This window comes from Amycolatopsis sp. NPDC024027 (genome assembly GCF_040638975.1).
In the GTDB taxonomy this organism is placed as follows: domain Bacteria; phylum Actinomycetota; class Actinomycetes; order Mycobacteriales; family Pseudonocardiaceae; genus Amycolatopsis.
Genome location: NZ_JBEZYY010000003.1, coordinates 546,414 through 571,013, shown reverse-complemented (window position 1 = coordinate 571,013; position 24,600 = coordinate 546,414). Strand labels below are relative to the sequence as shown.

Below are 24,600 nucleotides of genomic sequence, written 5' to 3'. Positions count from 1 at the left end.
GCGAAGGGGGAAACCGCCATGAGAACCCCATCTTCGTCGATGGCGAACACGCTGGGCGTTAACGCTAACAGCCACCCTGCCGCCGAACAACCATCGGCACCGGGCGTCCGCCGCACTTTACGAAACACCGCGGTCACCGCCACACCAGCGGGCAATCACCGCAGTTCAGCGGTCCATCACCGACCCGCACCGGCGCTTCGCGCAAAATGTAAATTTCGCGCCGGCGAGCGAGAACAACATGGCGGACCCCTTTCCCGGGCCGTCTCCCCGGGTTACAGTCTCCGATTGCTGGGAGCGCTCCCAGTAGCCGGTTCCGGCGCACCACCGTTCGAAGGAGAAGGTGCATGCGAAGCAGGACAGTGGCAGCCGGCGGACTCGCCGCGGTAGCCGTGACCGGCGTCGTGGCCACGACCACGTGGGCCGGCGCGCAGGCCGCCGCCTCGGCGTACTACGTCGACCCGGGCACCAACGCGGCCAAGTGGGTCGCGGCGAACCCCGGCGACTCCCGGGCCGCGGTCATCCGCGACCGCATCGCCTCGGTAGCGCAGGCGCGGTGGTTCACCACCACGAACACGTCCACGGTGCGCGGCGAGGTGGACGCCTACACCGGCGCGGCGGCCGCCGCGGGCCAGATCCCGATCATGGTCGTCTATGACATCCCCAACCGCGACTGCGGCGGCGCGAGCGGCGGCGGCGCGCCGTCCCAAGACGCCTACCGGGCCTGGATCGACCAGGTGGCGGCGGGGCTGGCGGGCCGGCCCGCGGCCATCGTGCTCGAGCCCGACGTGCTCCCGCAGATGACGAACTGCCAGAACAGCGACCAGCAGCGGCAGACCACGGCGTCGATCGCGTACGCGGGCAAGAAGCTCAAGGCCGGCTCGTCCCAGGCGAAGGTGTACTTCGACATCGGGCACTCCGCCTGGCTTTCCCCCGGTGACGCCGCGACGCGGCTGCGGGCCGCCGACATCTCGAACAGCGCCGACGGCATCTCGACCAACGTGTCCAACTACCGCGCCACCTCCGACGAAGTGGCCTACGACAAGGCGATCCTCAACCAGCTCGGCGACTCGCGGCTGAAGGCCGTGGTGGACACGAGCCGCAACGGCAACGGGCCGCAGGGCAGCGAGTGGTGCGACCCGGGCGGGCGCGCGATCGGCAGGCCGAGCACCAACCAGACCGGCGACAGCCAGATCGACGCGTTCCTGTGGATCAAGCCGCCGGGCGAGGCCGACGGCTGCATCGCCACGGCCGGCCAGTTCGTGCCCCAGCGGGCCTACGACCTCGCCATCGCGGCGGGACCGATCCAGACCACCACCCCGACAACCCCGACGACCCCGACCACGCCGACGACGCCCACCACGCCGACCACGCCCACGTCCCCGACCACCACGACCCCGCAGCCCACCGGCGGCTGCAAGGTCACCCACCGGGTGGTCAGCTCCTGGCCGACCGGGTACACCGCGGAGATCGTCATCGAAAACCGCGGCGCGGCCCTCAACGGCTGGACGCTGACGTTCTCCGCACCCGGCGTGACCATCAGCCAGGGCTGGAACGGCACCTGGAGCGACACCGGCGACACCGTCAAGGTCGACAGCGTGTCGTGGAACGGCACCCTGGGCACGGGGGCGACGGCCACGCTCGGCTACAACGCGAACTACACCGGCAGCACGCCGCCGTTCCTGCAGCCGGCGCTCAACGGGACCTACTGTTCCTGAGCCCCGGCGGCCACGGCCCAGCGTGGCGTAACCGGCCAGTGCCGGCGGCGAGCAGGCTGATCACGACGTTCACGCAGAGCGCCGCGATCGGCTTGCCCGCCCGGGCCGAACCAGCGACAGGTCAGGTCACCCGGCCCGCACTCCAGGCGGCGACGGGCCCGGCCGGCGCGCCGAGCTTGGTGCCCTTGCGGTAGCCGCTGCCGAAGATCAGGGCCAGCACCAGGACGGCGAGGACGGCCAGCAGGATCCACAGCCACCAGGACTTGCGCACACCGTCTCCCCTCGTCGGATCCGAGCACACGCTACCGGTCGATTGGCGCGGTGGCCGGATGGGTATTCCTCCCGGTATGGGTGCTTGGGGCAAGCGGCTGGTCGCTTTGGCAGTGGCTGTGGTGGTTCTGGTCGCGGCGGTACTCGTCGCATCGGCGGTGCACCTGTTACCCCAGTTGCGCAACCCGTTCGCAGAGCGGACGGAAGAGCACTCGGGCCCGGTGCTGCTGCAGTCGATCGTCGAGCTTTCCCGCTACGAGGCGGCGAGCGGTTCGTTCCAGGTGGTCGTCGACATCACGACGAGCTCGGTCCTCCCCAGTTTCCTCGTGGGCAGCGACACGTTGTTCATCGGAGTGGGCACGGACAACGCGTACGTCGACTTCGGCCGCCTGAAGGGCAACGCGGTCCAGGTGTCCGACGACCGCCAGTCAGCCACGATCACATTGGGCCACGCCCAGCTGGAGCCGGCGACGCTGGACGTGCACGAGTCCCACGTGTACGCCCAGCAGCAGGGCCTCTTCACCCGAATCAACGAGTTCTTGAGCGGAAACCCCAATTCCCAGCAGGCGCTGTACGAGCTGGCCCAGAAGCAGATCCAGGCGGCGGCAGCCAAGAGCTCCCTGGTGGCCGACGCAGAGCGAAACACCCGAACGATGTTGACGGGCTTGCTGCAATCCCTGGGCTTCAAGAACATAACGATCAAGTACGCAGACAACAACGCCGGCTGACGAATCACTTTTCGCCCCAGGCAAGGCAAAAGCCACCACCCACGGCACGCCACCCACGGCAAGGCGACAACCACGGCACCCAGGCCCCCCGCAACCCCGATCCGAAGCCAGAACACGGCCGGCGGCGCCGGGTCAAGGCATCTTTCCCGCCTTGACGCGGTGCCGCCGGCCGTAGTCACAATCAGGCTTCGGGGTGGCGGGGAACCAGCTTCAGAGCACCGGCCTCAGAGCACCGACCTCATCAACCGGCCCCATCACCCGTTCCGAACAAGACGCCACCGATTCGCCGCAGCACCATTGTCCGGCCCTTGAACCGCATAAGCCCCAGCCGACCCGGACCCGCCCTCAATCGTCAGCAGCTTCCCGCTGTTGACGTTCCGGATCTTCGAAGTCCCGTCACCCTGATCAACCACCGTCCACCGGTGATCAGCCGTCCCGTTGTCCGACCACTGCAGAACCCGGGCATTGTCCGCTGTCGACATGTCGAGAAGGCCCAGCACCTTGCCACTGTTGGCATTCCGGAACCGAACCGCGCTCCCGTCGGTGATCATCTCCCAGTTGTGGTCCGCGGTGCCGCTGTCGGACCACTGCAATGCCCGGCCACCATCGGCGGTGGACATGTTCTCGACGCCCAGCACCAGCCCACTCCCCACGTTGACCAGCCGGTAGGTCGTCGCACCGGCGCCACCGGTGTTCCAGTACGTGGTGTAGGTGAAGCCCTGGGCGTCGTAGAACGGCACCAGGTTGACGGCGGACCCGTTCGCGGTGGCGCTGAAGGTGAGCGCACTGCTGCTGGTGCGGGTGACCGAAGCCGGGTTGAGGGACGGCAGCGTGCTGCCGCTGTAATTCCCGGCCAGGACGACCGGGCCGTAGGTGACCGCCGCGACGTTCGCGTTGTCGTTGGCCGCCTTCAGCGCGACCTTCATCGGCAAGCGGACGGTGACCGTGTCCCCGGCGGCCCAGGACCGGGACAAGGTGGCGTAGCTGCCGGGGTTGGCGGTCACGTTCTGCGCGACACCGTTGACGCTGATGGTCGCCCCGGTGGTCCAGCCGGGGATGCGGATGCGCATCGCCCAGGTCCCGCTGACGCTCCCGGTCACTGTCAGCGTGCTGGTGTCGCTCGCCGGGAACGAGGTGGTCTGGGTGACCGTGATACCGCGCTGGGTCCAGGTCAGCACCGAGGGCAGGAACAGGTTCACGGTCAGCGTCGTGTCGTTGTAGAAGTAGATCGAGTCGGCCAGCTTCGTCTGGGTTTCCAGCCCGGTCCCCTGGCAGCACCAGAACGAGTTGTAGTCGGTGCTCCACGTGCCGCCGCCCCACGCCGGGCCGAGGCCGCGGCGGCCGCCCGGGTTGAGCGAGCTGAAGTACGTGATGTGCCCGTGGCTGTCGGCCGGGTTCTGCTGGCCGATCATCTGGTTGAGCAGGGCGCGTTCGTAGTAGTCGGCCAGGTCGGCGCGGTCCGGGTACAGCGCGATCAGTTCCCGGGTCAGCTTGAGCATGTTGTAGGTGTTGCAGCTCTCGCACGTGTCCTGGTTCAGGTACGCGGCGATGGCGTTGGGTGCGCGGAAGTGCTCGGCCTGGCTGTTGCCGCCGATGGCGTAGGTGTGCGCGCCGACGGTGATGTTCCACGCGTTGGTCGCGATGTCCCGGTACCGGGTGGTGCCGGTGGCCTTGTACTCGCGCGCCGCGCCGATCCACTTCGGGACCTGCGTGTTGGCGTGCAGCCCGTTGAGCTGATCCCGGTTCGCCGCCAGGGGGTCGAACACGGCGGCGTGGTCGAACCGCTGCGCGGCGGTCAGCCACCGCGCGTCGCCGGTGTACTGGTACAGGTCGGCCAGCACGTCGTTCATGCCGCCGAACTCGGTGTTCAGCACCGACTGCATCTGGCTCGCGCTGAGCCGGGCGGTCCGCCGGTCGACCCACCCGGCGAGGTTGAGCAGCACGTCGCGGGCCTGGGTGCTGCCGATGTACCGCCACACGTCGAGCAGGCCCGCCATGGTCTTGTGGATGCAGTAGTACGGCACGTTGCCGTTCGACAGCCGACCGGCTTCGAGGTTGTCGAAGTCGGCCTCGGGGAAGCCGGACAGGTACCCGGCGGAGAACCCGGCGGCGCTGTTGTTCGCCTGGCACTTGGCGAGCTCGGCCACCATGGTCGTGGCCTTGTCCCGGCTCGAGGTGTCGCCGGCGACGGCCCACAGCTGCGCCCAAGCCGTCAGGAAGTGCCCCTGCACGTGGCTGCGGAACGGGAAGCTCGGCGCGTCCCAGCCGCCGTTGGTGGCCGCACCGCCGGTGGAGAGCCGGTGGTTGGCCCGGAAGACGTAGAGCAGCCGGTTGACGTCGACGAACCGCAGGTAGTTCTGCGTCCGGTTCTGGTTGTCCAGCCACCGGCTCGCGGTCAGCCGCACCTGGCCGAGCTCGAACGGGAACACCGACACCCCGGCGTCCGGGCGGACCGGCCCGACAGCCGCGGTGGTGGCCGCCGAAGCGGCGGGCGCCCAGCCGATGGCGGACCCGGCCGCGGAGGCGATGGCGGTGGCGCCGGCGGCTTGCAGCAGTCGCCGGCGGCTGATGGGTGAGGTCACCGGGATCTCCGTTCGTCAGTGGACAGAGGGGGCGGAAGCATGTTAGCGCTAACAATGATTCTTGTCACGACCCTTGTGACCGGCGGACATACTGACGGCCCGCTTCCGAGGAGAATTTCCGATGCGCAGGGTGACCTATTCGGAAGACTTCGTCGTCGGGCGCCCCGAAGTCGAAGGCACCGTCCGGCCCGACGATGTATCCGTCGACCGCCCACCGGCGGCGTCGCGGAGGAGATCGAGCGGCCGCGGGCCGAACCGGCGGAAGGCACCATCGCGATCGACGGCGCGACGCTCGCCGCCGAGGCGGACCTGATCGACGAGTACCGCGCCCGCGTCTACCCGGTGCTCGTCGGCGGGGTCGGCCCGCGGGTCGCCTACCTCCGCCACCGCGTGAAGCGCTGGCCGGGAATCGTTTCCCGGAATCCCCCCGCCCCTTTCCGGACGCCGGCGGCGGAACTGAAACTTTCATTTCCGGCTGGACGACCATTCGAAAACCGTGCTACAACCGGAACACCCTTGAGCAGGCGACCCGCGCCGAGGGCTCGAAATTTCCCGTCGGCCGAAGGATTTCGCATGTCCAGGATCGGATCGTCGTTCCGCGTCTTCGTGACCGCCGCAGTGCTCGCGCTGGCCGTGGGCGGCGCTCCCCCGGGCGCCGCCGCGGCCGGAAGCGCCGCCGCGGCCGGCACGCCGAGTGCCGGCTGTGGCAAGAATCCGACGCTCACCAGCGGCAAACGGACGATCCAGAGCAACGGCAAGAGCCGCAGCTTCATCCTGAAGATCCCCGACAACTACGACAACGCCACTCCGCACCGGCTCGCGTTCGGCTACCACTGGCTGGGCGGCACCGCCGAACAGGTCGCCTCGGGCGGCAGCGACGGCTACGCCTGGGCCTACTACGGCATGCAGTCGCAGTCGGGCGACTCCACGATCTTCGTGGCGCCCCAGGGCCTCAACAACGGCTGGGGCAATTCCGGCGGCGAGGACGTGACCTTCACCGACGACATGGTCCGGCTGATCGAGAACGACCTCTGCGTCGACACGACCCAGCTGTTCTCCATCGGATTCAGCTACGGCGGCGCGATGAGCTACGCACTCGCCTGCGCCCGGGCGACGGTCTTCCGCGCGGTCGTGGCCATCGCCGCTCCCGGCGCGATCAGCGGGTGCAGCGGCGGCACCCAGCCCATCGCGTACATGGGCATCCACGGCGTGTCGGACAACATCGGTGCCGGCCGGGGCCTGCGGGACACGTTCGTCCGGAACAACGGCTGCACCCCGCAGAACGCCCCCGAACCCGCCGCGGGCAGCAAAACCCACTACCTGACCGTCTACTCGGGCTGCCGGACCGGATACCCGGTCGTCTGGGCACCGTTCGACGGCGGCCACCAGCAGGGCCCGGTGGACGGCTGCACCGGCTGCGAAAGCGGCGCCCGGAGCTGGGACAAGGCCGAGATCTGGAAGTTCTTCAGCCAGTTCGGCGGCGGCGACCCGAACCCGCCCACCTCGCCGGTGCAGGTCGGCGTGAACTACTCGCTCGTCGCCGCGCACAGCGGCAAGTCGGCGGACATCAACGGAGCGTCCACCGCCGCGGGAGCCACGCTGATCCAGTGGTCCTCGCACAACGCGGCCAACCAGCAGTTCGACTTCCTCGCCTCCGCCGACGGCTACTACCGGATCCGCGCCCGGCACAGTGGCCTGGTCCTGCAGGTCGCGAGCTCCGCGTCGGGCGCGGACATCACCCAGCAGCCCGACACCGACGCGACGACCCAGCAGTGGAAGGTCACCGACCAGGGCGGCGGCGCGGTCAGCCTGGTGAACCGGGCCAGCGGCCTGGCCATGGACGTCTGGGGTGCCTCCACCGCCGACGGTGCCCGGATTTCGCAGTACACCGCCGGCAGCGGCGCCAACCAGCGGTTCCAGCTCCAGCGCGCCTGAAGATCGGAGTGACGAAGATGCCCGACCTGACCCGCAGGCAGGCGATGCGGCTGGGTGCCGCGCTGGTGCCGATCGCGTGGACGGCCACCGCCCGGACCGCTTCGGCCGCACCCGCGGACGTCCGGGCGGTGAACGACCTGGCGCTGTGGTACGACAAGCCGGCCGGCACCGAGTGGCTGCGCGCGCTGCCGATCGGCAACGGCAGGCTGGGCGCCATGGTGTCCGGCAACACCGACACCGAACGCCTGCAGCTCAACGAGGACACGGTCTGGGCGGGCGGCCCCCACGACTACAGCAACACCCAAGGCGCGGGGGCGCTGTCGCAGATCCGGCAGCTGGTGTTCTCCAACCAGTGGACGCAGGCGCAGTCCCTGATCGACCAGAAGATGCTCGGCACCCCGGCCGCCCAGCAGCCCTACCAGCCCGTCGGCACCCTCAGCCTCGCGCTTCCCGGGAACAGCGGGGTTTCCTCCTACCAGCGGTGGCTCGACCTCACCACGGCCACGACGGTCGTCACCTACGTCGCGAACAACGTGCGGTACCGGCGGGAAGTGTTCGCCAGCGCCGTGGACCAGGTGATCGTCATGCGGCTGACGGCCGAAACGCCGGGCTCGATCTCGTTCTCGGCGTCGCTGGGCACCCCCCAGCGGGCGACGACCTCCAGCCCGAACGGCACCACGATCGCGCTGGACGGGATCTCCGGGGACAGCCGGGGCATCGCCGGTTCGGTCCGGTTCCTCGCCCTTGCCGGCGCGACCGCCGAGGGCGGCAGCACCAGCAGTTCGGGCGGCACGCTGCGGGTCTCCGGCGCCGACGCCGTGACGCTGCTGATCTCGATCGGCACCAGCTACGTCGACTACCGCACGGTGAACGGGGACTACCAGGGCCTCGCCCGCACCCGGCTGGCCGCCGCCCAGGCGCTCCCCTACGACTCGCTGCGCAGCCGGCACCTCGCCGACTACCAGAAGCTCTTCGGGCGCACGACCCTCGACCTCGGCCGCACCGCGGCGGCCGACCAGCCGACCGACGTCCGGATCGCCCAGCACAACAGCGTCAACGACCCGCAGTTCGCCGCGCTGCTCTTCCAGTTCGGCCGCTACCTGCTGATCTCCTCGTCCCGGCCGGGCACCCAGCCCGCCAACCTGCAGGGGATCTGGAACGACCAGCTGAACCCGTCGTGGGAATCGAAGTACACGCTCAACGCCAACCTGCCGATGAACTACTGGCCGGCCGACGTCACCAACCTCGCCGAGTGCTATGAACCGGTGTTCGCGATGATCGGCGACCTCGCGGTCACCGGGGCGCGCACCGCACAGGTCGAGTACGGCGCCCGGGGCTGGGTCACCCACCACAACACCGACGGCTGGCGGGGTTCCTCCATTGTGGACTTCGCGCAGGCCGGGATGTGGCAGACCGGCGGCGCGTGGCTCGCCACCATGATCTGGGACCACTACCGGTTCACCGGCGACGTCGAGTTCCTGCGCGCCCGCTATCCGCTGCTGAAGGGCGCCGCGCAGTTCTTCCTCGACACGCTGGTGACCGAACCCTCGCTGGGCTACCTGGTCACCAACCCGGCGAACTCCCCCGAGCTGAACCACCACGCGAACGCGTCCGTGTGCGCGGGGCCGACGATGGACATGCAGATCCTGCGCGACCTGTTCGACGGCTGCGCGGGAGCGTGCCAGGTGCTGGGCGTGGACGCCGCCTTCGCCGACCAGGTCAAGGCGGCCCGGCAGCGGCTGGCGCCGATGAAGGTCGGCTCGCGCGGGAACATCCAGGAATGGCTCTACGACTGGGTGGAGACCGAGCAGACCCACCGGCACATTTCGCACCTGTACGGCCTGTACCCGAGCAACCAGATCAGCAAGCGCGGCACGCCCCAGCTGTTCACCGCCGCGCGCCGGACCCTCGAGCTGCGCGGTGACGACGGTACCGGCTGGTCACTGGCCTGGAAGATCAACTACTGGGCGCGCATGGAAGAAGGTGCCAAGGCGCACGACCTGCTCCGGCTGCTCGTGCGGACCGACCGGCTGGCGCCCAACATGTTCGACCTGCACCCGCCGTTCCAGATCGACGGCAACTTCGGGGCGACGTCCGGCATCGCCGAACTGCTGCTGCACAGCCACAACGGCGAGTTGCACCTGCTCCCCGCACTGCCGCCCGCCTGGCCGGCCGGCAGCGTCACGGGCCTGCGCGGCCGCGGCGGCTACACGGTCGGCGCGGCCTGGAGCAGCGGCGCGGCGACGCAGCTCACCATCACGCCGGACCGCGACGGCGACGTCAAGGTCCGCAGCCGGATGTTCACCGCGACTTACGAAGTGCTCGACACCGCGACCGGCGCCAAGGTCCAGCCGGTGTCCGTCGAGGCGGACCTCGTCCGCTTCCCGGGCCAGGCAGGCCACACCTACCGCGCCACTTCCCTCGGCGGGCCGCCACCGGTGGTCGAGCCCGGGGTGAACTACCGGCTCGTCGCCCAGCACAGCGGCAAATCGGCCGACATCAACGGCGGCTCGACCAGTGCCGGGGCGGCGCTGATCCAGTGGCAGGCGACCAGCGGGCTCAACCAGCAGTTCGACTTCCTCGCCTCCGACGGCGGCTTCCACCGCATCCGGTCCCGCGCCAGCGGCCTGGTCCTGCAGGTCGCGTCGACCGCGACCGGTGCGGACATCACGCAGCAGCCGGACACCGGCGCGACGACCCAGCAATGGAAGGTGACCGACCAGGGCGGCGGGGTGGTGAGCCTGGTCAACCGGGCCAGCGGGCTCGCGATGGACGTCTGGAGCGCCTCGACCGCCGACGGCGCGCGCATCTCGCAGTGGACCGTGACCGGGGCGGCCAACCAGCGGTTCTTGCTCCAGCGCACCTGACCGGCGTCAGGGTCGGCGCAGGCCGTTGACCAGGAGCTTCACCAAGTGACGCGCGTCGTAGTACGTCGCCGTCCCCGCGCCGGCGCAGAGGCTGCCGACGCCGCGCATCAGCTCGAAGGCGTCCTGGCCTGGGACGATCTCGCCGGCCGCCGCGGCCGCGTCCAGCAGCTGCGTGCACACGGGACCGAGGCGTTCGAGGAAGTAGGTGTGGAGCGGGTCGTAGCAGGCTTCGTCGGACTGCAGCACCGACGCCAGCCCCTGCTTGGTGATGACGAAGTCGACGAACCGGTCGATCCACTCGACGAGGGCCTGGTGCGGCCCCCGCCCGCCGGCGAGCAGGGCGGGACCGGCCTCGGCCAGATCTTCGACCTGCAGCCGGTACACCGCGAGGATCAGGTCGGCCCGGGTCGGGTAGTGGCGGTAGATGGTCGCCGTGCCCACCCCGGCCCGGGCGGCGATCTCCCGGATCGGCGCTTCGACGCCGGAGGTCACGAACACCGCGGCCGCGGCCTCGAGGACGTTCCCGGCGTTGCGCCGCGCGTCGGCGCGCTGCGGCGTTTTTCCTGCCGCCGTCCGGGAATCGCTCACGACCGCATGCTACCGGCCCCCACCGGTTCCCCGACGTCCAGCAGCAGCTCGGCCAGCTCCCCGGGCGCGGTGATCATGCAGTCGTGCCCGGCGGCCAGCTCGCGCACGTCCGCGGGCTCGCCGTTCGGCTGCACGGCGGGCACCGGGCGCCGGTCGAACCCGTCGGGCTTCACCGTGCAGTGGATGTGCGTGCGCGGGATCTCGCGCAGCGCCGGGTTGTCCAGCGCGACCGGCTCTTCGAGGCACCGGATCGGCTGGTCGGACAGCATGGTCCGCAGCCACGCGACGTCCCCGGGATCGGTCACCCCGAACAGGCCGAAGGGCGCGGGCAGCTCGGGCAGCGGCGGGACCCGCCAGCCGGTCCCGAGCATGCTCCGGGTGATCGGCATGACATCGATCCCGTTCTCCCCGTGGGCGGGCACCATCGCGTCGAGGAACACCAGCCGCGCGATCCGCTCCGGCACCTCGTTGGCCACCGCGGAGATCACCAGGCCGGCGTAGCTGTGCCCGACCAGGACGACGTCGTGCAGGTCCGCTTCGACGAGCAGCCGCACGACGTCGGCGGTGTGCGTGCGGAGCCCGACGTCCGGGTTCAGCAGGTGTTTCGTCTCGCCGTAGCCGGTGAGCGTCGGGGTGAACACCGGCCGCCCGCTCGCGGCCAGCCGCGGCACGACCCGCGCCCAGCACTGCCCGGTGTGCCAGGCGCCGTGGACCAGCACGTACGTGATCGCCATGGGGAACTCAACTCCTCAAGTGGGACACTGTCCCGGTTACCATACGGGACAGTGTCCCACTTAGTCGTCGAGGGTCGGCACGGCTCGCAGCCCGTTGATCGCGATGGTGATGAAGCGCCGGACGGCCGCGGCCCGCGCCACCGGCGAGGCCGCCTGGATACCACCGGCGGCCATCAGCACCAGGACGATGTCGTCCAGCGTCGTCTCGGGCCGCACCCGGCCCGCGTCCTTCGCCCGGCGCACCAGCTCGGCGAGCGACTTCAGCGCCCGTTCCCGGTCGGCGGTGAAGTCCAGCGTGCCGGGGAAGGCCGACACCAGCGCCGCGGTCGTCCCCCGGTCCCGGGCGTACAGCTCGCCCAGCCGCTCGATCACCGTGCGCAGGCCCCGCCAGGCGTCCGCCTCGGCGAGGCCGTCGTCGACGATGGCGTAGCAGGCACGCAGCCGCTCCGCGAACGCCTCGGCGAACAGCTGTTCCTTGGTCGGGAAGTGCCGGTACAGCGTCGCCGGGCCGACGCCGGCGTGCCGGGCGATCTCCCGCATCGGCGCGGTCAGGCCGGCGGTGGCGAACACGGTCCGGGCCGCCTCGAGGAGGCGTTCACGGTTGTCCTGGGCATCCGATCGCCGGATCCGAGGCAAAGAGCCGGTCACCGTCTCAGTTTAGCCGAACCGGACGGGTGCGTCCGGTACGGTCGCCGCCGCCTCGAACTCAGGGAGATGACCGTGAAAGCAGTGGCAGTGCAGACTTTCGGGGAGCCCGGCGGCCTGGCCGTCGTCGAGGTTCCCGACCCGCGCCCGGCCGCCGGGCAGGTGGTGATCACCACCGAGGCGATCGGCGTCGGCGGCGTCGACGTGCTGATCCGTCGCGGCGCCCTCGCCGCGTTCGGCTTCGAAGCCGGTCACGTCCTCGGCGGCGAGGTGGCGGGAACCGTCACCTCGCTGGGCGCGGACGTCGACGAGTCGTGGGCCGGCGCGCGCGTCTGGGCCCCCACCGACGGGGGCGGCGGCTATGCCGAGCAGGCGCTCGTCCCCGCCGCGACGCTGGTACGGCTACCGCCGGAGGTATCGCCGGTCGACGCGGTGACCGTGGCGGGTTCCGGGGTGGTGGCGCACTTCGGCCTCCGGCACGCCCGCTTCGCGCCCGGCGAATCGGTGCTGGTCCGCGGCGCGGCGGGCGGCATCGGCGTGATGGCGGTCCAGCTCGCGGCGCGTACCGGCGCGGTCGCGGTCACGACCTCCTCCCCCGAGCGCGGCGCCCACCTGCGCGCGCTGGGCGCCACCGAGGTGCTGGACCGCGCCGGCGAGGGCGCCGGCGGGTACGACGTCGTCATCGACATCGTCGCCGGGGAGGAGCTGCCTTCGTTCTTCGCCAAGCTCAACCCCAACGGGCGGCTGGTCACGGTGGGCGCGGTCGCGGGCCCGCCACCGGCCCGCTTGGTCGCGGAGATGTTCACGGCGTTCCGGAAGTCACTGTCGTTCGCGATCTTCAGCGCCGACTCCGTGTCCACAGAGGACCGCCGGGCGGTGGCCGCGGACCTGCTCGCCGCGGCGGGCCGCGGCGAAGTGACCACCGTGGTCCACGACGTGCTGCCACTGACACACGCCGAACTCGCCCACCGGCACCTGGACGCCGGAACGGTGTTCGGCCGGATCGCCCTCGTCCCCGAGTGAGCCCCGGCCCCCGGAGCGATCCCGAACCGGAGCAACGGCGCTCTGCCGCGGCCGAACTGCTGACCGCCGCGGGACGAGGCGAAGTGACCACCGTGGTCCACGACGTGCTACCGCTGGCGCACGCCGAACTCGCCCACCGGCACCTGGGCGCCGGAACGGTGTTCGGCCGGATCGCCCTCGTCCCCGAGTGAGCCCCGGCCCCCGGAGCGATCCCGAACCGGAGCAACGGCGCTCTGCCGCGGCCGAACTGCTGACCGCCGCGGGACGAGGCGAAGTGACCACCGTGGTCCACGACGTGCTACCGCTGGCGCACGCCGAACTCGCCCACCGGCACCTGGGCGCCGGAACGGTGTTCGGCCGGATCGCCCTCGTCCCCGAGTGAGCCCCGGCCCCCGGAGCGATCCCGAACCGGAGCAACCCACCGGCAGCCGGCGCCATGCGGACGCGGAGCGCGAAGTCTCCGCGTCCGCACGGCCGGCCCGCCGGTCGCGTCCGCAGTGGCACGGGCGCGCGGCGAGGTCCGGGGCGTCAGGCTCCGCTCAACCGATGCGCACTGACGCCTTCCGCGCACTCCCCTCCGCCGGCACCGAACGGCCGTCGCCGCCGATGCCGGACTCGATCGCCGCCGTCACGATGCGGTTGCGGTCGCCCGGGGACAGCACTCCGTTGGCCACGAGCTCCTGCGTCACCGCCTTCACGTGCTTCACGAACCGGTCGTGGGACGCATACTCCGCGTTCTCGTCGATGACGTCGTTGATCGTGCAGCCGTTGCCGGTGTCGATGTTCTCGACCTGGCTGTCGACCCCGCCGATCACCACCGTCTCCCGGATGTCCGAGGACGGGCAGGCGTCCGGTGGCGGTGCGGCCGCGACCACCCGGAACGATCCCGCCACCTCGGCCGCGACGTTCCCGGCGACGTCCGTGGCCCGGGCCCGCACGGTGTGCGTCCCCAGCGCGGGCACCACGACCGGCGCCGCGTACCGGGTCCACGCCGATTCGTCCACTTTGTACTCGACCGACCCCACTCCGGACTCCGCGTCGGTGGCGGTCACCGTCACGGTCGCCGAACCCACGTAGTTCCAGCCGCCGTCCTGCTTCCCGGTGATCTGGAGCGCGACCGAAGGCGCGGTCGTGTCCCCGCCGGCGACCACGGTGAACGACACCGAACCCTCCGCGGACGCGTTGCCGGCGACGTCGCGGGCACGGTAGCCGACCGTGTGCGAGCCGGCCGCGGACACCGGAACCGGTGCCGCGTAAGCCGTCCACGCGCCACCGTCCACTTTGTACTCCACCGAGGCGACCCCGGAACCCGCGTCCGAAGCCGTCACCGTGACCACCGCCTTGCCGACGTAATGGCCGTCGGCGTCCTGGGTGCCGCTCAGGGAGGCCGACACGACCGGCGCGGTCGTGTCGCTCCTCACCACCGTGAAGTGGGCCATCCCCTCCGGCGAAATGTTCCCCGCGACGTCGGTGGCCCGGTAGTGCAGCATGTGCATCCCCGCCGCGGTCACCGCGACCGGCGCGGTGTAGGCGGTCCAGGCGCCGCTGTCGAGCTGGTATTCCACCGACGCCACGCCGGAATCGGCGTCCGTGGCCGTGATCCGGGCCGTCGCCACGTCGAGGTAGTTGCCCGAGGAGTCCTGGGTGCCGGTGATCGCCGCGCTCACCGAGGGCGCGGTCGTGTCCCCCGGCCGGGCGACGATCGTGAAGTGCGCCATGCCTTCCGCCGACGTGTTCCCGGCGACGTCGGTCGCCCGGTAGTGCAGCATGTGCGTGCCGGCGGTGGACACCACCACCGGTGCGGCATACGTGGTCCACGCGCCGCCGTCGAGCTGGTACTCGACCGACGCCACGCCGGAGCCCGCGTCGGTGGCCGAAAGCGTGACCGTGGCGGACCCGAGGTAGCTGCCGGACGGGTCGCGATCCCCCGCCACCGCCGCGGTGACGGCCGGCGGGGTCGTGTCGCCGGTGCCGTCGGACACGACGAACTCCCCCACCATCGCGGTGTGCCCGGGGATGGTGCAGTAGTACCGGTACTTGCCGGGCGTCAGCGTCACGACGGCCTCGTGCCGGCCGTTGGTGGGGTCGAACGGGTTGGCCAGGATGTTCAGCGAGACGTCGTGGTTGTAGCCCGGCGTCGAGGTGTCGAACGTCAGGGTGTGCGACATCCCGGTCGTGTTGCCGGTGGCTTCGCTGTTCTCGAAGACGACGGTGGTCTCGCCGGGGAGGGCGCCGGTCGGCGCGGACGCGTATTCGGTGGTGCTGTTGTTCCCGGTCCAGGTCAGCGTCTGGACCGGCGCCGCCGCGGGCGTGGCCGCCGCGGGCGTGGCCAGCCCGAGCACCGCCAGGAAAGCCGTCAGCAGCACTGCGATCAGTCGTGGGGACATCGCGGGAGAACCCTTCTCGGGAAGGCCGGAGGCCGGGCGGAAACCCGGCCCCCGGCTCGCTACAGCTGCCGCACCCGGATGTTGCGGAACTCGATCAGGTCGTTGTCGCTGTGGTTCTGCAGCCCGATGAACCCGCTGACGAACTGCCGCAGGTCGGTCGGCGGGTCACCCGCGCGCGACGACTGCTGGCCCGGCGTGTTGTCGAACTCGTTGATCACCACGCCGTTGCGGACCATCGTGTAGTGCTGCCCGACGACCTTGATCTCGTACTCGTTCCACGTGCCCTTCGGCCGGGCACCCGCCTGGTCGAGCGGGCGCGGGTCGAAGTTGTAGACCGACCCGGTCTTCTGCGGCTCGCCGGAGTCGCCGTCGTAGATCTGGATCTCGTGGCCGCAGTAGATCGCGACCCACGCCTGCGAGTCACGCGCCGACCCGACCGTGCCGCAGCTGCCCGGCGGCCGCTGGGCCAGCGGTGTCCGCGGATCCGGGAACCGGACGAAGACGCCGCTGTTGGCCCGGTTCGGGTCCGGGGCGATGTCCTTGAACTGCACCTTCACCGAGAAGTCGCCGAACTGCCGCTGGGCGTACCAGAGCATGCCCAGCCCGCCGGCCGAGCGGATCGACCCGTCCGGTTGGAGGGTGAACTGCCCGGACGGCGCCTGCTCCCAGCCGCGCAGCGACTCCGCCGTGCCGTCGAAGAGCGCGTCGTAACCCGTCGTGCCCGGCTTCCCGATCGGCGACGCCGCGGCCGCCGCGTTCAGCTCGGCCACCTCGGCGTCGTTGAGCACCCCGAGGTCCGACAGCGTCTCGGTGGCCTGCTCGACGTGGTTGACGAACGCCGCGTGCGTGCTCCACGTGCTCTCGTCGTCGATGAAGTCGTCCACCGTGCAGCCACCGCCGGCGTTGCGGTTGACCACCTTCGTGAGGGTGTCGCCCAAGGTCACCACCGGGCTCGGGTCGGCCACCGCGCAGCCGACGTTCACCGCCGCCCGGGTCGTCACCGTCTCACCGTTCGCGTAGGTCACGGTGACCTTCGCGGTGAAGAGGCCGGTGCGCGGATAGGTGTGCCGCGGGTCGGCCTGGGTGGACACCGAGCCGTCGCCGAACTCCCAGCGGTAGGACACCCCGCCGGACTTCGACCCGGTGAACGCCGCCGTGAGCGCCTTGTTCTGCACCATCGTCGACGTCGCCGCCGGCGCGGGCGTCGGTGCGCCGCCGGTGTAGCTGATCTTCAGCAGCTTCTGGTTGGCGTCCAGGGAGAAGAAGCCGTTGCCGTAGTCGAGCACGTACAGCGCGCCGTCCGGCCCGAACTTGGCGTCCATCCAGCTCTGCACCCGGGTGTCACCCGAGCCGCCCGGGATGATCTGGCGGAACGTCTCGGCGAACACCGGCGGCTGGTGCGCCGGCACGCCCGCCGGGTCGACGGTCACCGCGACCCGGTTCTGCGCGTTGGACTCGTCGCCGATGAACCACTTGTTGTCCCAGTACTCCGGCCACGCGACGCCGCTGTTCGTGTCGACCAGCGAGCGGTGGTACGTCGGCCCGGACATGATCGCCTGGCCGCCACCGCGCAGGTACGGCTGGGTGTAGGTGGCGTCCGCCGCGTTGTAGGTCGGGATGGAGCTGCCCGGCCGCTTCGGGAACACCGGCCCGCCGCCGTCCGGCGAGTACCAGATCATGTTGTCCTTGATCGGCGGCAGGTTCACCAGGCCGGTGTTGCGCGGCGAGGTGTTGACCGGGTTGTCGCAGTCGTACCAGCCGGTCAGTTCCGCGGCGTTCGTGCTGCTGCGGTCGCGGTAGGGCTGCCGGTTGCCCATGCAGTAGGGCCAGCCGTGGTTGCCCGCCTCGGTGATCACGGTCGCCGTCTCGTACTTCGCCGGCCCGAGCTCGGGACTCGGCGACGGCGCGTCCGGACCGACCCAGCCCGCGGTCATCCAGTTGTGCACCGGGTCGATCTGCAGCCGCGAGATGTTGCGGACGCCCATCACGTAGATCTCCGGGCGCGTCTTGTCCGCCGGCCCGTTCGGGAAGAGGTTGCCCGCCGGGATCGTGTACGTCCCGTTCGCCTCCGGGTGGATGCGCAGGATCTTGCCGTCCAGGTCGTTCGTGTTGCCCGCGGTGCGGCGCGCGTCCTGGAACGAGATGCCCTTGTAGTCCAGCGTCCAGTTGTTGCCCGAGTAGCCGTTCGAGCCGCCCGAGGAGTTGTTGTCCCCGGACCCGACGTAGAGGTTCCCGTCCTTGTCGAACGCCATGCCGCCGCCCGCGTGGCAGCAGCTGTGGATCTGCACGTCCCAGGACAGCAGGTCCTTGCGGGTCGCCTGGTCGATCGTCTGTTTCGCCGAGTCGTAGGTGAAGCGCGAGACCGTGCGCTTGCCGATCCGCTTGTCGCGGTCGATCGACTCGTGCGGCATCCAGTAGGCGTAGAACCAGCCGTTCTCGGTGAACTTCGGGTCCAGGGTGATCCCGAGCAGGCCCTCTTCGTTCTTGACGAGTTCGTCACCGCTGCCGCGGTTGCCCATCACGCGCAACGTCGTGAGCAGCTTCGGCTTCTTGGTGACCGGGTCCCACTGGTGGATCGTGCCGCAGCCGAGGCCGACGTTCGGGTCGTCCCAGCTGACCATCGGCCCGGTGGGGCAGGCCGCCTTGCCGATGTAGAACACCTTGCCGTCCGGGGCGATGGTCAGCCCGTGCGGCTCGCCGATCTGGTCGAGCTGCCCGGCCGCGTTCTTCCCGGTCAGCCGTTCGATCTTGTAGTTGGCGGCGATGCCGGCCTGGCAGTCGCCGCGCACCATGCCGGTGGTCCAGCGCAGGGCGCCGAGCAGGTGGTCGCGGAACTGCCCTTCGCCGTAGGACGCCTCGGTGCGGCCCATGCCGGTGTAGAAGGAGCGGCCGCCGTCGTAGTCGCGGCACCACGAGATCGGGTGGAACGCCCCGTTCGCGCCGACGCCGGGCTGGTAGCCCTTCTCCTCGACCTGCGCGACGGTGTGCACGGTGCCGACCGGGTTGGTCTCCCAGTTGAGCCAGCGGTCGGTGCGGGTCCAGTTCTGCGGCAGCCCGGCGGTCGCCGGGTGGTGGGCGTCGAGGACGTCGACGACGGCCTGCTGCGGCGCGGGCTCGGGCGGGGGCGGGGTCGTCGAGGTGTCCTTGAACAGCTTGAGGTCCGCGAGCTGGATGATCGGCTCACCGGCGTTCGCGGTGATGTTCAGCCGGTAGTTCGGGTAGACCGTGGTGTTGGCGAAGGTGAACGTCCGGGTCTGGAAGGGGTCGGTGAACGTCTCGTTCGTCCGCGTGTCCAGGTCGGTCCACGTGGCGCCGTCCGCGGACCCCTGCAGGGTCCAGCTCTTCGGGTTGCGGCCCGGGAAGTCGTTCGCCGACACCAGCGCATAGCTGCTGACGGCCACCGGCGTCGCCATCTTGTAGGCGGCCCAGCCGGTCGTCGCGAACGTCAGCCACTTGGTGTTCTCGTTGTTGTCGGCCAGTTTCTCCTTGGTTTCGTTCGGCGGGTTCTCCCCACTCGCGGTCACCGCCGCCACCGCTTCGGGTGTCGGACGCGCGCCGACCGGGCGGGCCCCGATCAGGCCGGTGAACCACGGCGACGAGTCCTGCGCGCGGGCGGCGTCGGAGATGCCGAGGAACCCGCCGCCCGCCTTCATGTAGGCCTGCAGCGCACCTTCCTGGTCACGGCTGAGCGTCACGCCCTGCGCGGACAGGAAGACCACCCCGCGGTAGCGGGCCAGGTTGGCCGCGCTGAACACGCCCGGGTCCGAGGACGCCGTCACCGTGATGCCGTTGTCCGCGCCCAGCCGGGCGATGGCGTCCGCCGCGCGGACGACCGGGTCCTTCTGACCGGCCGCCGCGCCGTGGAAGACCAGCACGTTCACCGGCACGTTCACCGCGGCGGGCGCGGCCTGGGCCACCGGCATCGCCATCAGCGGAGCCCCGGCCGCCAGGACCGACCCGATGGCGAGCACGACCGCGCCGCGCCTGCCGAACCATCGTCGTTTCATAGCTCCCCTCCTGCGTGCGTGCGTGCGTCCGGGTTCATGTCGTGCCCGGAATGGTCGTGCTGCTTGAACCGGTCGATGGCGTCCTGGGCCCCGTCGGGCAGGCTGCCGTCGGCGTTGCGGACCAGGAACAGGCCCACCATCCCGCCGTCGGAGTGGGTCTGGACGTGGCAGTGGTACATCCACGCCCCCGGCCCGGCGCCTTCGCCGGCGAGCACCTGGAAGCCGAACGAGCTGCCCGGGTCGAGGTTCTTGTTGTCGACGATGGCAGCGTTGTCATTCGCGCTGCCGAGCATCCCGGTGCGGGTGTCGGCCCACCGGTGCCCGTGCAGGTGGAACGTGTGCGGCAGGCTGCCGTACCCGATGCAGACCCACTCGACGCGCTCGCCGAGGCGCGCCTCGAGGATCGGGGTGTCGGGCGCCATCGCGTGGTTGATCATCATCTCGTTGAACACGACGGTGTACTGCTTGCTCGGCAGCAGGTCGCCGCGCTTGCGGACGATCAGCCCGCCGTAGAGCCCGCGCGCGAGACCCGCGGTGCCGTGGTCGGTGCCCATCGCGTGGTCGTGGTAGTGCCAGTACCCGGCGCTGCCCGGCATCCAGAACCCGCCGCCGGCGTCGTAGCGGGTCCGCGTCCGCCAGGTGTAGGTCCGGGTTTCGCGGGGCTTGTTGAAGGACGCGTTGAGCGGGGCACCGTCCGACGCGGTGTCGTAGGTGACGCCGTGCGGGTGGATGGACAGCCGTTGGTCGGTCCGGTTGACCAGTTCGATCTCGAGGGTGTCCCCCTCGTAGACCTCCAGCAGCGGCCCCGGGATCGTGGCCTTGCCCGGCTCGAGGCCGTAGCCGTAGAGGCCGCCGGGCAGGGCTTCGGCGTAGATGGTGATCTGGCGGGTCAGGCCCGCGGCCGACGCCGTCCCGGCCATCCCGACAGCGGGCGCGAGCACGCCCGCGGCGGTTCCGGCCAGCATCGACCGACGTGACACTCGCATGGGATTCCCCCGGGTCAGAAGCGCACGGTGCGGAGGTACTCGAACCCGACCTTGGCGGTGTTCAGCGGGTCGGTGGGCTGGTCGTGCTCGACGATGTATTCGCCGATGGTGTGACAGGACGCGGCGAAGATGCGCGGGAAGTCGATGACACCCGCGCCGGGGTCGACCATCTGCCCGTCCGCGGTCCGGTCCTTCACGTGGTACTGCGTGACGCGCGGGTAGTTGCGCCGGAACAGCTCGACCGGGTCCGCGCCGCCGTTCACCGCCCAGAACAGATCGATTTCCAGGTGCACGAGCCGCTTGTCCGTCTTCGCGGTGAGCACGTCGTAGGGCACGACGCCGCCGATCGGGGCGAACTCGTGGTCGTGGTTGTGGTAGCCGAGCTTCAGCCCGGCCTTCTTGAAGGCGGCCGCGGCGGTGTTCATGCGGCCCGCGAAGGCCTCCCACTCGGCGATGGTGGCGAAATTCGCGTACGGCACGACGACGGAGCGGTTGCCGAGGACCTTGGCGTCGGCGATCGTCTGGTTCAGGTCGCCGTCGATGCCGACGTGCGTCGAGGACGCCTTCAGGTGGCAGCGGTCGAGGATGGCGCGGAACTCGGTGGCGCTGCGCCCGTAGGTGCCGGCCAGCTCGACCTTCCGGTAGCCGATGTCGGCCAGCGCGGACAGCGTGCCTTCCGGGTCGTTCTGCAGCAGGGAACGCAACGAGTAAAGCTGGATGCTGATCTTGTCGAGCGGGACGCGCCGGTGGGCTGGGGAGGCGTCCGCGGTGCCGGGTAACGCGATGGCCGCCGCACCCACCGTGAGGGCGGCTGTCGCCACGTTCAGGAAAGTTCGTCGGGAGTGCTGCTCAGCTTGGGGACCGCACATGGAACTCCCTCATCTCTGGTTGCTGAAAGCCGCGTCGAAAGCCGCCGACGGCTGGTCGAACAGGTGCTCGCGCAGGTACTTCACCGCCTCCGCCGCGCCGCGGAGCCGGTCCATCCCGGCGTCCTCCCACTCCACCGAGATCGGGCCGGAGTAGCCGATCGAGTTCAGCGCCCGGAAGCAGTCCTCCCACGGGACGTCGCCGTGGCCGACGGACACGAAGTCCCAGCCCCGCCGCGGGTCCGCCCAGGCCAGGTGCGAGCCGAGCCGGCCGTTGCGGCCGTCGAAGCGCTTGCGGGTGTCCTTGCAGTCGACGTGGTAGATCCGGTCGGCGAAGTCGAGGATGAACCCGACCGGGTCGAGGTCCTGCCAGACGAAGTGCGACGGGTCCCAGTTGAGCCCGAACGCCGGCCGGTGGTCGACGGCTTCCAGCGCGCGCTTGGTCGTCCAGTAGTCGTAGGCGATCTCCGAGGGGTGCACCTCGTGCGCGAACCGGACGCCCACCTCGTCGAAGACGTCCAGGATCGGGTGCCACCGGCGGGCGAAGTCCGCGTAACCGTCATCGATGTCATCGCGCGTGACCGGCGGAAACATCGCCACGTACTTCCAGGTCTTCGACCCCGTGAACCCGATGACGGTGTCCACGCCGAGCTTCGCCGCCGCCCGCGCGGTGTCGGCCATCTCGGCCGCCGCGCGCTGCCGGACGCCCTCCGGTTCGCCGTCACCCCAGATGCGCGACGGCAGGATCGCCTGGTGCCGGTGGTCGATCGGGTCGTCGCAGACGGCCTGCCCGACGAGGTGGTTGGAGATCGCCCACACCTTGAGGCCGTGCTCGGCGAGCAGCCGCAGCCTGCCCGGCACGTAGTCCTCTTCGGACAGTGCCCGGTCGACTTCGAAGTGGTCGCCCGAGCAGGCGATCTCCAGCCCGTCGTACCCCCACTCCGACGCGAGCTTGCAGACCTCGGTGAACGGCAGATCGGCCCACTGGCCGGTGAACAACGTGACGGGACGGCTCATTTCGGCTCCTCCACCGACGTCCAGTTCGCTTCTTCGGCAGCACTCTGCTCGACGGCGGCCAGCACCCGCTGGACGCGCAGGCCGTCGTCGAAACCCGGCGCGGGGTCGGTGCCCGCGCCGATGGCGTCCAGGAGGTCGGCGACCTCGTGGGTGAACGTGTGCTCGTAGCCGAGGAGGTGCCCCGGCGGCCACCACGCACCGACGTACGGGTGCTGCGGTTCGGTGACGAGGATCCGGCGGAACCCGGCCTCGGTCCCGGTGCCCTCGTACCACTGGAGTTCGTTCATCGCCTCGAAGTCGAACGCCAGGCTGGCCTTCGACCCGTTGACCTCCAGCCGCATCGCGTTCTTGCGGCCGAGCGCGAACCGCGTCGCTTCGAAACTCGCCACGGCTCCCCCGGAAAGCCGTGCCAAGAACAACGCCGTGTCGTCGACGGTCACGTCGTCCGTGCCGCCGCTCTCCGACGGTCGCTGGTTGACGAAGGTGTTCGTCAGCGCGGAGACGCCGGTGATCAGCTCCCCGGTGACGAACTGGGCGGCGTCGACGATGTGGGCGCCCAGGTCGCCGAGCGCGCCCGACCCGGCGGATTCCTTGCGGAGCCGCCAGGTCATCGGCGCTTCCGGATCGGACAGCCAGTCCTGCAGGTACACCGACCGCACGTGCCGGATCTCCCCGAGCGCCCCGCTCGCGACCAGGTTCCGGGCGTGCGCGAGCGCGGGCACCCGGCGGTAGTTGAACGCGACCATGGCTCGCACCCCACGGTCCCGGGCCCGCCGCGCCGCCTCGGCCATCGCTTCGGCCTCCGCGACCGAGTTGGCCAGGGGTTTCTCGCACAGCACGTGCTTCCCGGCCGCCAGCGCGGCGATCGCGATCTCCGCGTGGCTGTCGCCCGGCGTGCAGACGTCGACCAGGCCGACGTCGTCCCGGGCGACCAGCTTCCGCCAGTCGGTCTCGACGTCTTCCCAGCCGTACCGCTCCGCCGCCGCCTTGGCCCGGGTCTCGTCGCGGCCGCCGAGCACGGCGAGCCGCGGCACCAGCGGTGGGTCGAAGAACCGGTGGACGCTGCGCCACGCGTGCGAATGCACCGCACCCATGAACGCGTGGCCCACCATGCCGATCCCGATCGTTTCCCGTGCCGGGCTCATACCCCTCCTTCTTCTTGCTGGACAGACCGGTCAGGAGTCGAAGCCGACGTCGAGGTACTGGTCGACGTTCTCCTTGGTCACGACCGCCGAGTACGTGGTGATCTCGGCGGGAATGTCGTGCTCGGCCAGGTCGCCGATGCCCTTGCCCTGCCCGAGCAACCGGGCGAGCGCGACCGCCGTCGAGGCCATCGACGGGCTGTAGAGCACGGTCGCCTTGATCGGCGACGAGTCGGCCTTGATCAGGTTCATCATGTTCTTCGAACCGGCGCCGCCGACCATGATGAACTCCTTGCGGCCCGCGGTGTCGATCGCCGCGTTGACGCCGATGCCCTGGTCGTCGTCGTGGTTCCACAGGGCGTCCAGCTTGGGCGCGCCCTGGAGCAGGTTCGCGGTCTGCTGCTCCCCCGACTCCGAGGTGAACTGGGCCGACACCCGCGGGCCCACGCTGAACCCGGCGCGGCCCAGTGCGTCCTTGAAGCCCTTGCTGCGTTCCTGGGTGAGCGGCAGCGAGTCGATCCCGGCGACCTCGCCGATGATCGGGTTCGCCACGTTCTTCTTCTTGAGCTCGGCGGCGATGTAGTTGCCCGCGTTGACGCCCATCCGGTAGTTGTCGCCGCCGATCCACGTTCTATAGGCCAGCGGCGTGTCGAAGACGCGGTCGAGGTTGATCACCGGGATGCCGGCGTCCATCGCCTGCTGGCCGGCCGCGGTGAGCGCCTTGCCGTCGAAGGGCAGGATCACCAGCACGTCGACCTTGGCGTTGATCAGCGTCTCCACCTGGGAGATCTGCTGGTTGACGTCGTTGGTGCCCTCGGTCGCGTTGAACTTCACCTCGCTGAACTTCTGCGCCTGCGCCTTGGCGTTCTTGGTGATCGCCGCGATCCAGCCGTGGTCGGCGGCCGGCGCGGAGAAGCCGATGGTGATCGGCTTGCCCGGCTGGGCGTTGTTGCCCGCGTTGGCGACCGGCGCGTTCGACGCCGAGTTCGCCGGTGTGTTGCCCGTGCAGCCGGCCAGCAGGGCACCGGCGCCGACGGCGGCCCCGCCCAGCAGGAATCCCCGGCGGCCGAGGAAGGGGTGTTCGGCCATGTTGACCTCCATCGGTGGT

At 70.4% G+C, this 24,600-nt stretch carries 17 protein-coding genes; 5 read left to right on the top strand and 12 right to left on the bottom strand.

Features of this window, described 5'->3' with window-relative positions; all coding sequences use genetic code 11:
• The first annotated feature begins 359 nt into the window (after window positions 1–359).
• Window positions 360–1,715 carry a glycoside hydrolase family 6 protein gene (locus tag AB0F52_RS11860; RefSeq protein WP_360168305.1) on the top strand — a complete coding sequence of 452 codons (1,356 nt, stop codon included), beginning with the start codon at window positions 360–362 and terminating at the stop codon, window positions 1,713–1,715.
• 121 nt (window positions 1,716–1,836) lie between these two features.
• On the opposite strand, the gene AB0F52_RS11855 is transcribed toward AB0F52_RS11860, so the two are convergent.
• Window positions 1,837–1,986 (bottom strand): hypothetical protein, encoded by a 150-nt coding sequence (locus tag AB0F52_RS11855; protein WP_360168224.1) that lies wholly within the window; start codon window positions 1,984–1,986, stop codon window positions 1,837–1,839.
• Window positions 1,987–2,044: 58 nt separating this feature from the next.
• Here AB0F52_RS11855 and AB0F52_RS11850 point away from each other — a divergent pair, with 58 nt between their 5' ends.
• Window positions 2,045–2,713: a DUF4230 domain-containing protein gene (locus AB0F52_RS11850; RefSeq protein ID WP_360168221.1), complete on the top strand. Its 669-nt coding sequence runs from the start codon at window positions 2,045–2,047 to the stop codon at window positions 2,711–2,713.
• A gap of 254 nt (window positions 2,714–2,967) precedes the next feature.
• On the opposite strand, the gene AB0F52_RS11845 is transcribed toward AB0F52_RS11850, so the two are convergent.
• Window positions 2,968–5,295 carry a beta-L-arabinofuranosidase domain-containing protein gene (locus AB0F52_RS11845; RefSeq protein ID WP_360168218.1) on the bottom strand — a complete coding sequence of 776 codons (2,328 nt, stop codon included), beginning with the start codon at window positions 5,293–5,295 and terminating at the stop codon, window positions 2,968–2,970.
• Between the two features lie 573 nt (window positions 5,296–5,868).
• Here AB0F52_RS11845 and AB0F52_RS11840 point away from each other — a divergent pair.
• Window positions 5,869–7,230 (top strand): RICIN domain-containing protein, encoded by a 1,362-nt coding sequence (locus tag AB0F52_RS11840; protein WP_360168215.1) that lies wholly within the window; start codon window positions 5,869–5,871, stop codon window positions 7,228–7,230.
• 17 nt (window positions 7,231–7,247) lie between these two features.
• Window positions 7,248–10,097: a glycoside hydrolase N-terminal domain-containing protein gene (locus AB0F52_RS11835; protein WP_360168212.1), complete on the top strand. Its 2,850-nt coding sequence runs from the start codon at window positions 7,248–7,250 to the stop codon at window positions 10,095–10,097.
• 6 nt (window positions 10,098–10,103) lie between these two features.
• On the opposite strand, the gene AB0F52_RS11830 is transcribed toward AB0F52_RS11835, so the two are convergent.
• From AB0F52_RS11830 to AB0F52_RS11820, 3 genes are read right to left on the bottom strand one after another with little or no spacing between them, the layout of a single operon-like run.
• On the bottom strand, window positions 10,104–10,685 hold the full coding sequence (locus tag AB0F52_RS11830) for a TetR/AcrR family transcriptional regulator (protein ID WP_360168209.1): 582 nt from the start codon (window positions 10,683–10,685) through the stop codon (window positions 10,104–10,106).
• Window positions 10,682–11,419 (bottom strand): alpha/beta hydrolase, encoded by a 738-nt coding sequence (locus AB0F52_RS11825; protein WP_360168206.1) that lies wholly within the window; start codon window positions 11,417–11,419, stop codon window positions 10,682–10,684. The genes AB0F52_RS11830 and AB0F52_RS11825 overlap by 4 nt, the downstream gene beginning before the upstream one ends.
• 60 nt (window positions 11,420–11,479) lie before the next feature.
• Window positions 11,480–12,067: a helix-turn-helix domain-containing protein gene (locus AB0F52_RS11820; protein ID WP_360168203.1), complete on the bottom strand. Its 588-nt coding sequence runs from the start codon at window positions 12,065–12,067 to the stop codon at window positions 11,480–11,482.
• An 81-nt stretch (window positions 12,068–12,148) separates the two neighbouring features.
• Here AB0F52_RS11820 and AB0F52_RS11815 point away from each other — a divergent pair, with 81 nt between their 5' ends.
• The gene (locus AB0F52_RS11815) at window positions 12,149–13,087 is read left to right on the top strand and encodes a zinc-binding dehydrogenase (protein WP_360168302.1); all 939 of its coding nucleotides are present in this window, start codon (window positions 12,149–12,151) and stop codon (window positions 13,085–13,087) included.
• A gap of 539 nt (window positions 13,088–13,626) precedes the next feature.
• Here AB0F52_RS11815 and AB0F52_RS11810 read toward each other — a convergent pair.
• Genes AB0F52_RS11810 through AB0F52_RS11780 form a run of 7 tightly spaced genes read right to left on the bottom strand, consistent with a single transcriptional unit; the run spans window position 13,627 to window position 24,581 of the window.
• Window positions 13,627–15,474, bottom strand: a complete 1,848-nt coding sequence (locus AB0F52_RS11810; protein WP_360168200.1) for a copper-binding protein — start codon at window positions 15,472–15,474, stop codon at window positions 13,627–13,629.
• 59 nt (window positions 15,475–15,533) lie between these two features.
• The gene (locus tag AB0F52_RS11805; RefSeq protein ID WP_360168198.1) at window positions 15,534–19,481 is read right to left on the bottom strand and encodes a ThuA domain-containing protein; all 3,948 of its coding nucleotides are present in this window, start codon (window positions 19,479–19,481) and stop codon (window positions 15,534–15,536) included.
• Window positions 19,478–20,446, bottom strand: coding sequence for a multicopper oxidase domain-containing protein (locus AB0F52_RS11800; protein ID WP_360168195.1), 969 nt, complete (start codon window positions 20,444–20,446; stop codon window positions 19,478–19,480). Before AB0F52_RS11800 ends, AB0F52_RS11805 begins: the two co-directional genes overlap by 4 nt.
• Window positions 20,447–20,481: 35 nt before the next feature.
• Window positions 20,482–21,336, bottom strand: a complete 855-nt coding sequence (locus tag AB0F52_RS11795; protein WP_360168192.1) for a TIM barrel protein — start codon at window positions 21,334–21,336, stop codon at window positions 20,482–20,484.
• Window positions 21,337–21,345: 9 nt separating this feature from the next.
• Window positions 21,346–22,350: a sugar phosphate isomerase/epimerase family protein gene (locus AB0F52_RS11790; RefSeq protein WP_360168189.1), complete on the bottom strand. Its 1,005-nt coding sequence runs from the start codon at window positions 22,348–22,350 to the stop codon at window positions 21,346–21,348.
• Complete coding sequence (locus tag AB0F52_RS11785) at window positions 22,347–23,495, bottom strand: Gfo/Idh/MocA family oxidoreductase (protein ID WP_360168186.1); 1,149 nt, start codon at window positions 23,493–23,495, stop codon at window positions 22,347–22,349. The genes AB0F52_RS11790 and AB0F52_RS11785 overlap by 4 nt, the downstream gene beginning before the upstream one ends.
• A 30-nt stretch (window positions 23,496–23,525) precedes the next feature.
• Window positions 23,526–24,581 (bottom strand): substrate-binding domain-containing protein, encoded by a 1,056-nt coding sequence (locus AB0F52_RS11780; RefSeq protein ID WP_360168183.1) that lies wholly within the window; start codon window positions 24,579–24,581, stop codon window positions 23,526–23,528.
• Window positions 24,582–24,600: the final 19 nt, after the last annotated feature.

What these genes read in the sequence shown, in the direction of transcription:
- AB0F52_RS11780 (WP_360168183.1), bottom strand. Translation starts at nt 24,581, where the DNA reads ATGGCCGAACACCCCTTCCTCGGCCGCCGGGGATTCCTGCTGGGCGGG.
- AB0F52_RS11825 (WP_360168206.1), bottom strand. Translation starts at nt 11,419, where the DNA reads ATGGCGATCACGTACGTGCTGGTCCACGGCGCCTGGCACACCGGGCAG.
- AB0F52_RS11805 (WP_360168198.1), bottom strand. Translation starts at nt 19,481, where the DNA reads ATGAAACGACGATGGTTCGGCAGGCGCGGCGCGGTCGTGCTCGCCATC.
- AB0F52_RS11840 (WP_360168215.1), top strand. Translation starts at nt 5,869, where the DNA reads ATGTCCAGGATCGGATCGTCGTTCCGCGTCTTCGTGACCGCCGCAGTG.
- AB0F52_RS11810 (WP_360168200.1), bottom strand. Translation starts at nt 15,474, where the DNA reads ATGTCCCCACGACTGATCGCAGTGCTGCTGACGGCTTTCCTGGCGGTG.
- AB0F52_RS11795 (WP_360168192.1), bottom strand. Translation starts at nt 21,336, where the DNA reads ATGTGCGGTCCCCAAGCTGAGCAGCACTCCCGACGAACTTTCCTGAAC.
- AB0F52_RS11790 (WP_360168189.1), bottom strand. Translation starts at nt 22,350, where the DNA reads ATGAGCCGTCCCGTCACGTTGTTCACCGGCCAGTGGGCCGATCTGCCG.
- AB0F52_RS11800 (WP_360168195.1), bottom strand. Translation starts at nt 20,446, where the DNA reads ATGCTGGCCGGAACCGCCGCGGGCGTGCTCGCGCCCGCTGTCGGGATG.
- AB0F52_RS11785 (WP_360168186.1), bottom strand. Translation starts at nt 23,495, where the DNA reads ATGAGCCCGGCACGGGAAACGATCGGGATCGGCATGGTGGGCCACGCG.
- AB0F52_RS11850 (WP_360168221.1), top strand. Translation starts at nt 2,045, where the DNA reads ATGGGTATTCCTCCCGGTATGGGTGCTTGGGGCAAGCGGCTGGTCGCT.
- AB0F52_RS11835 (WP_360168212.1), top strand. Translation starts at nt 7,248, where the DNA reads ATGCCCGACCTGACCCGCAGGCAGGCGATGCGGCTGGGTGCCGCGCTG.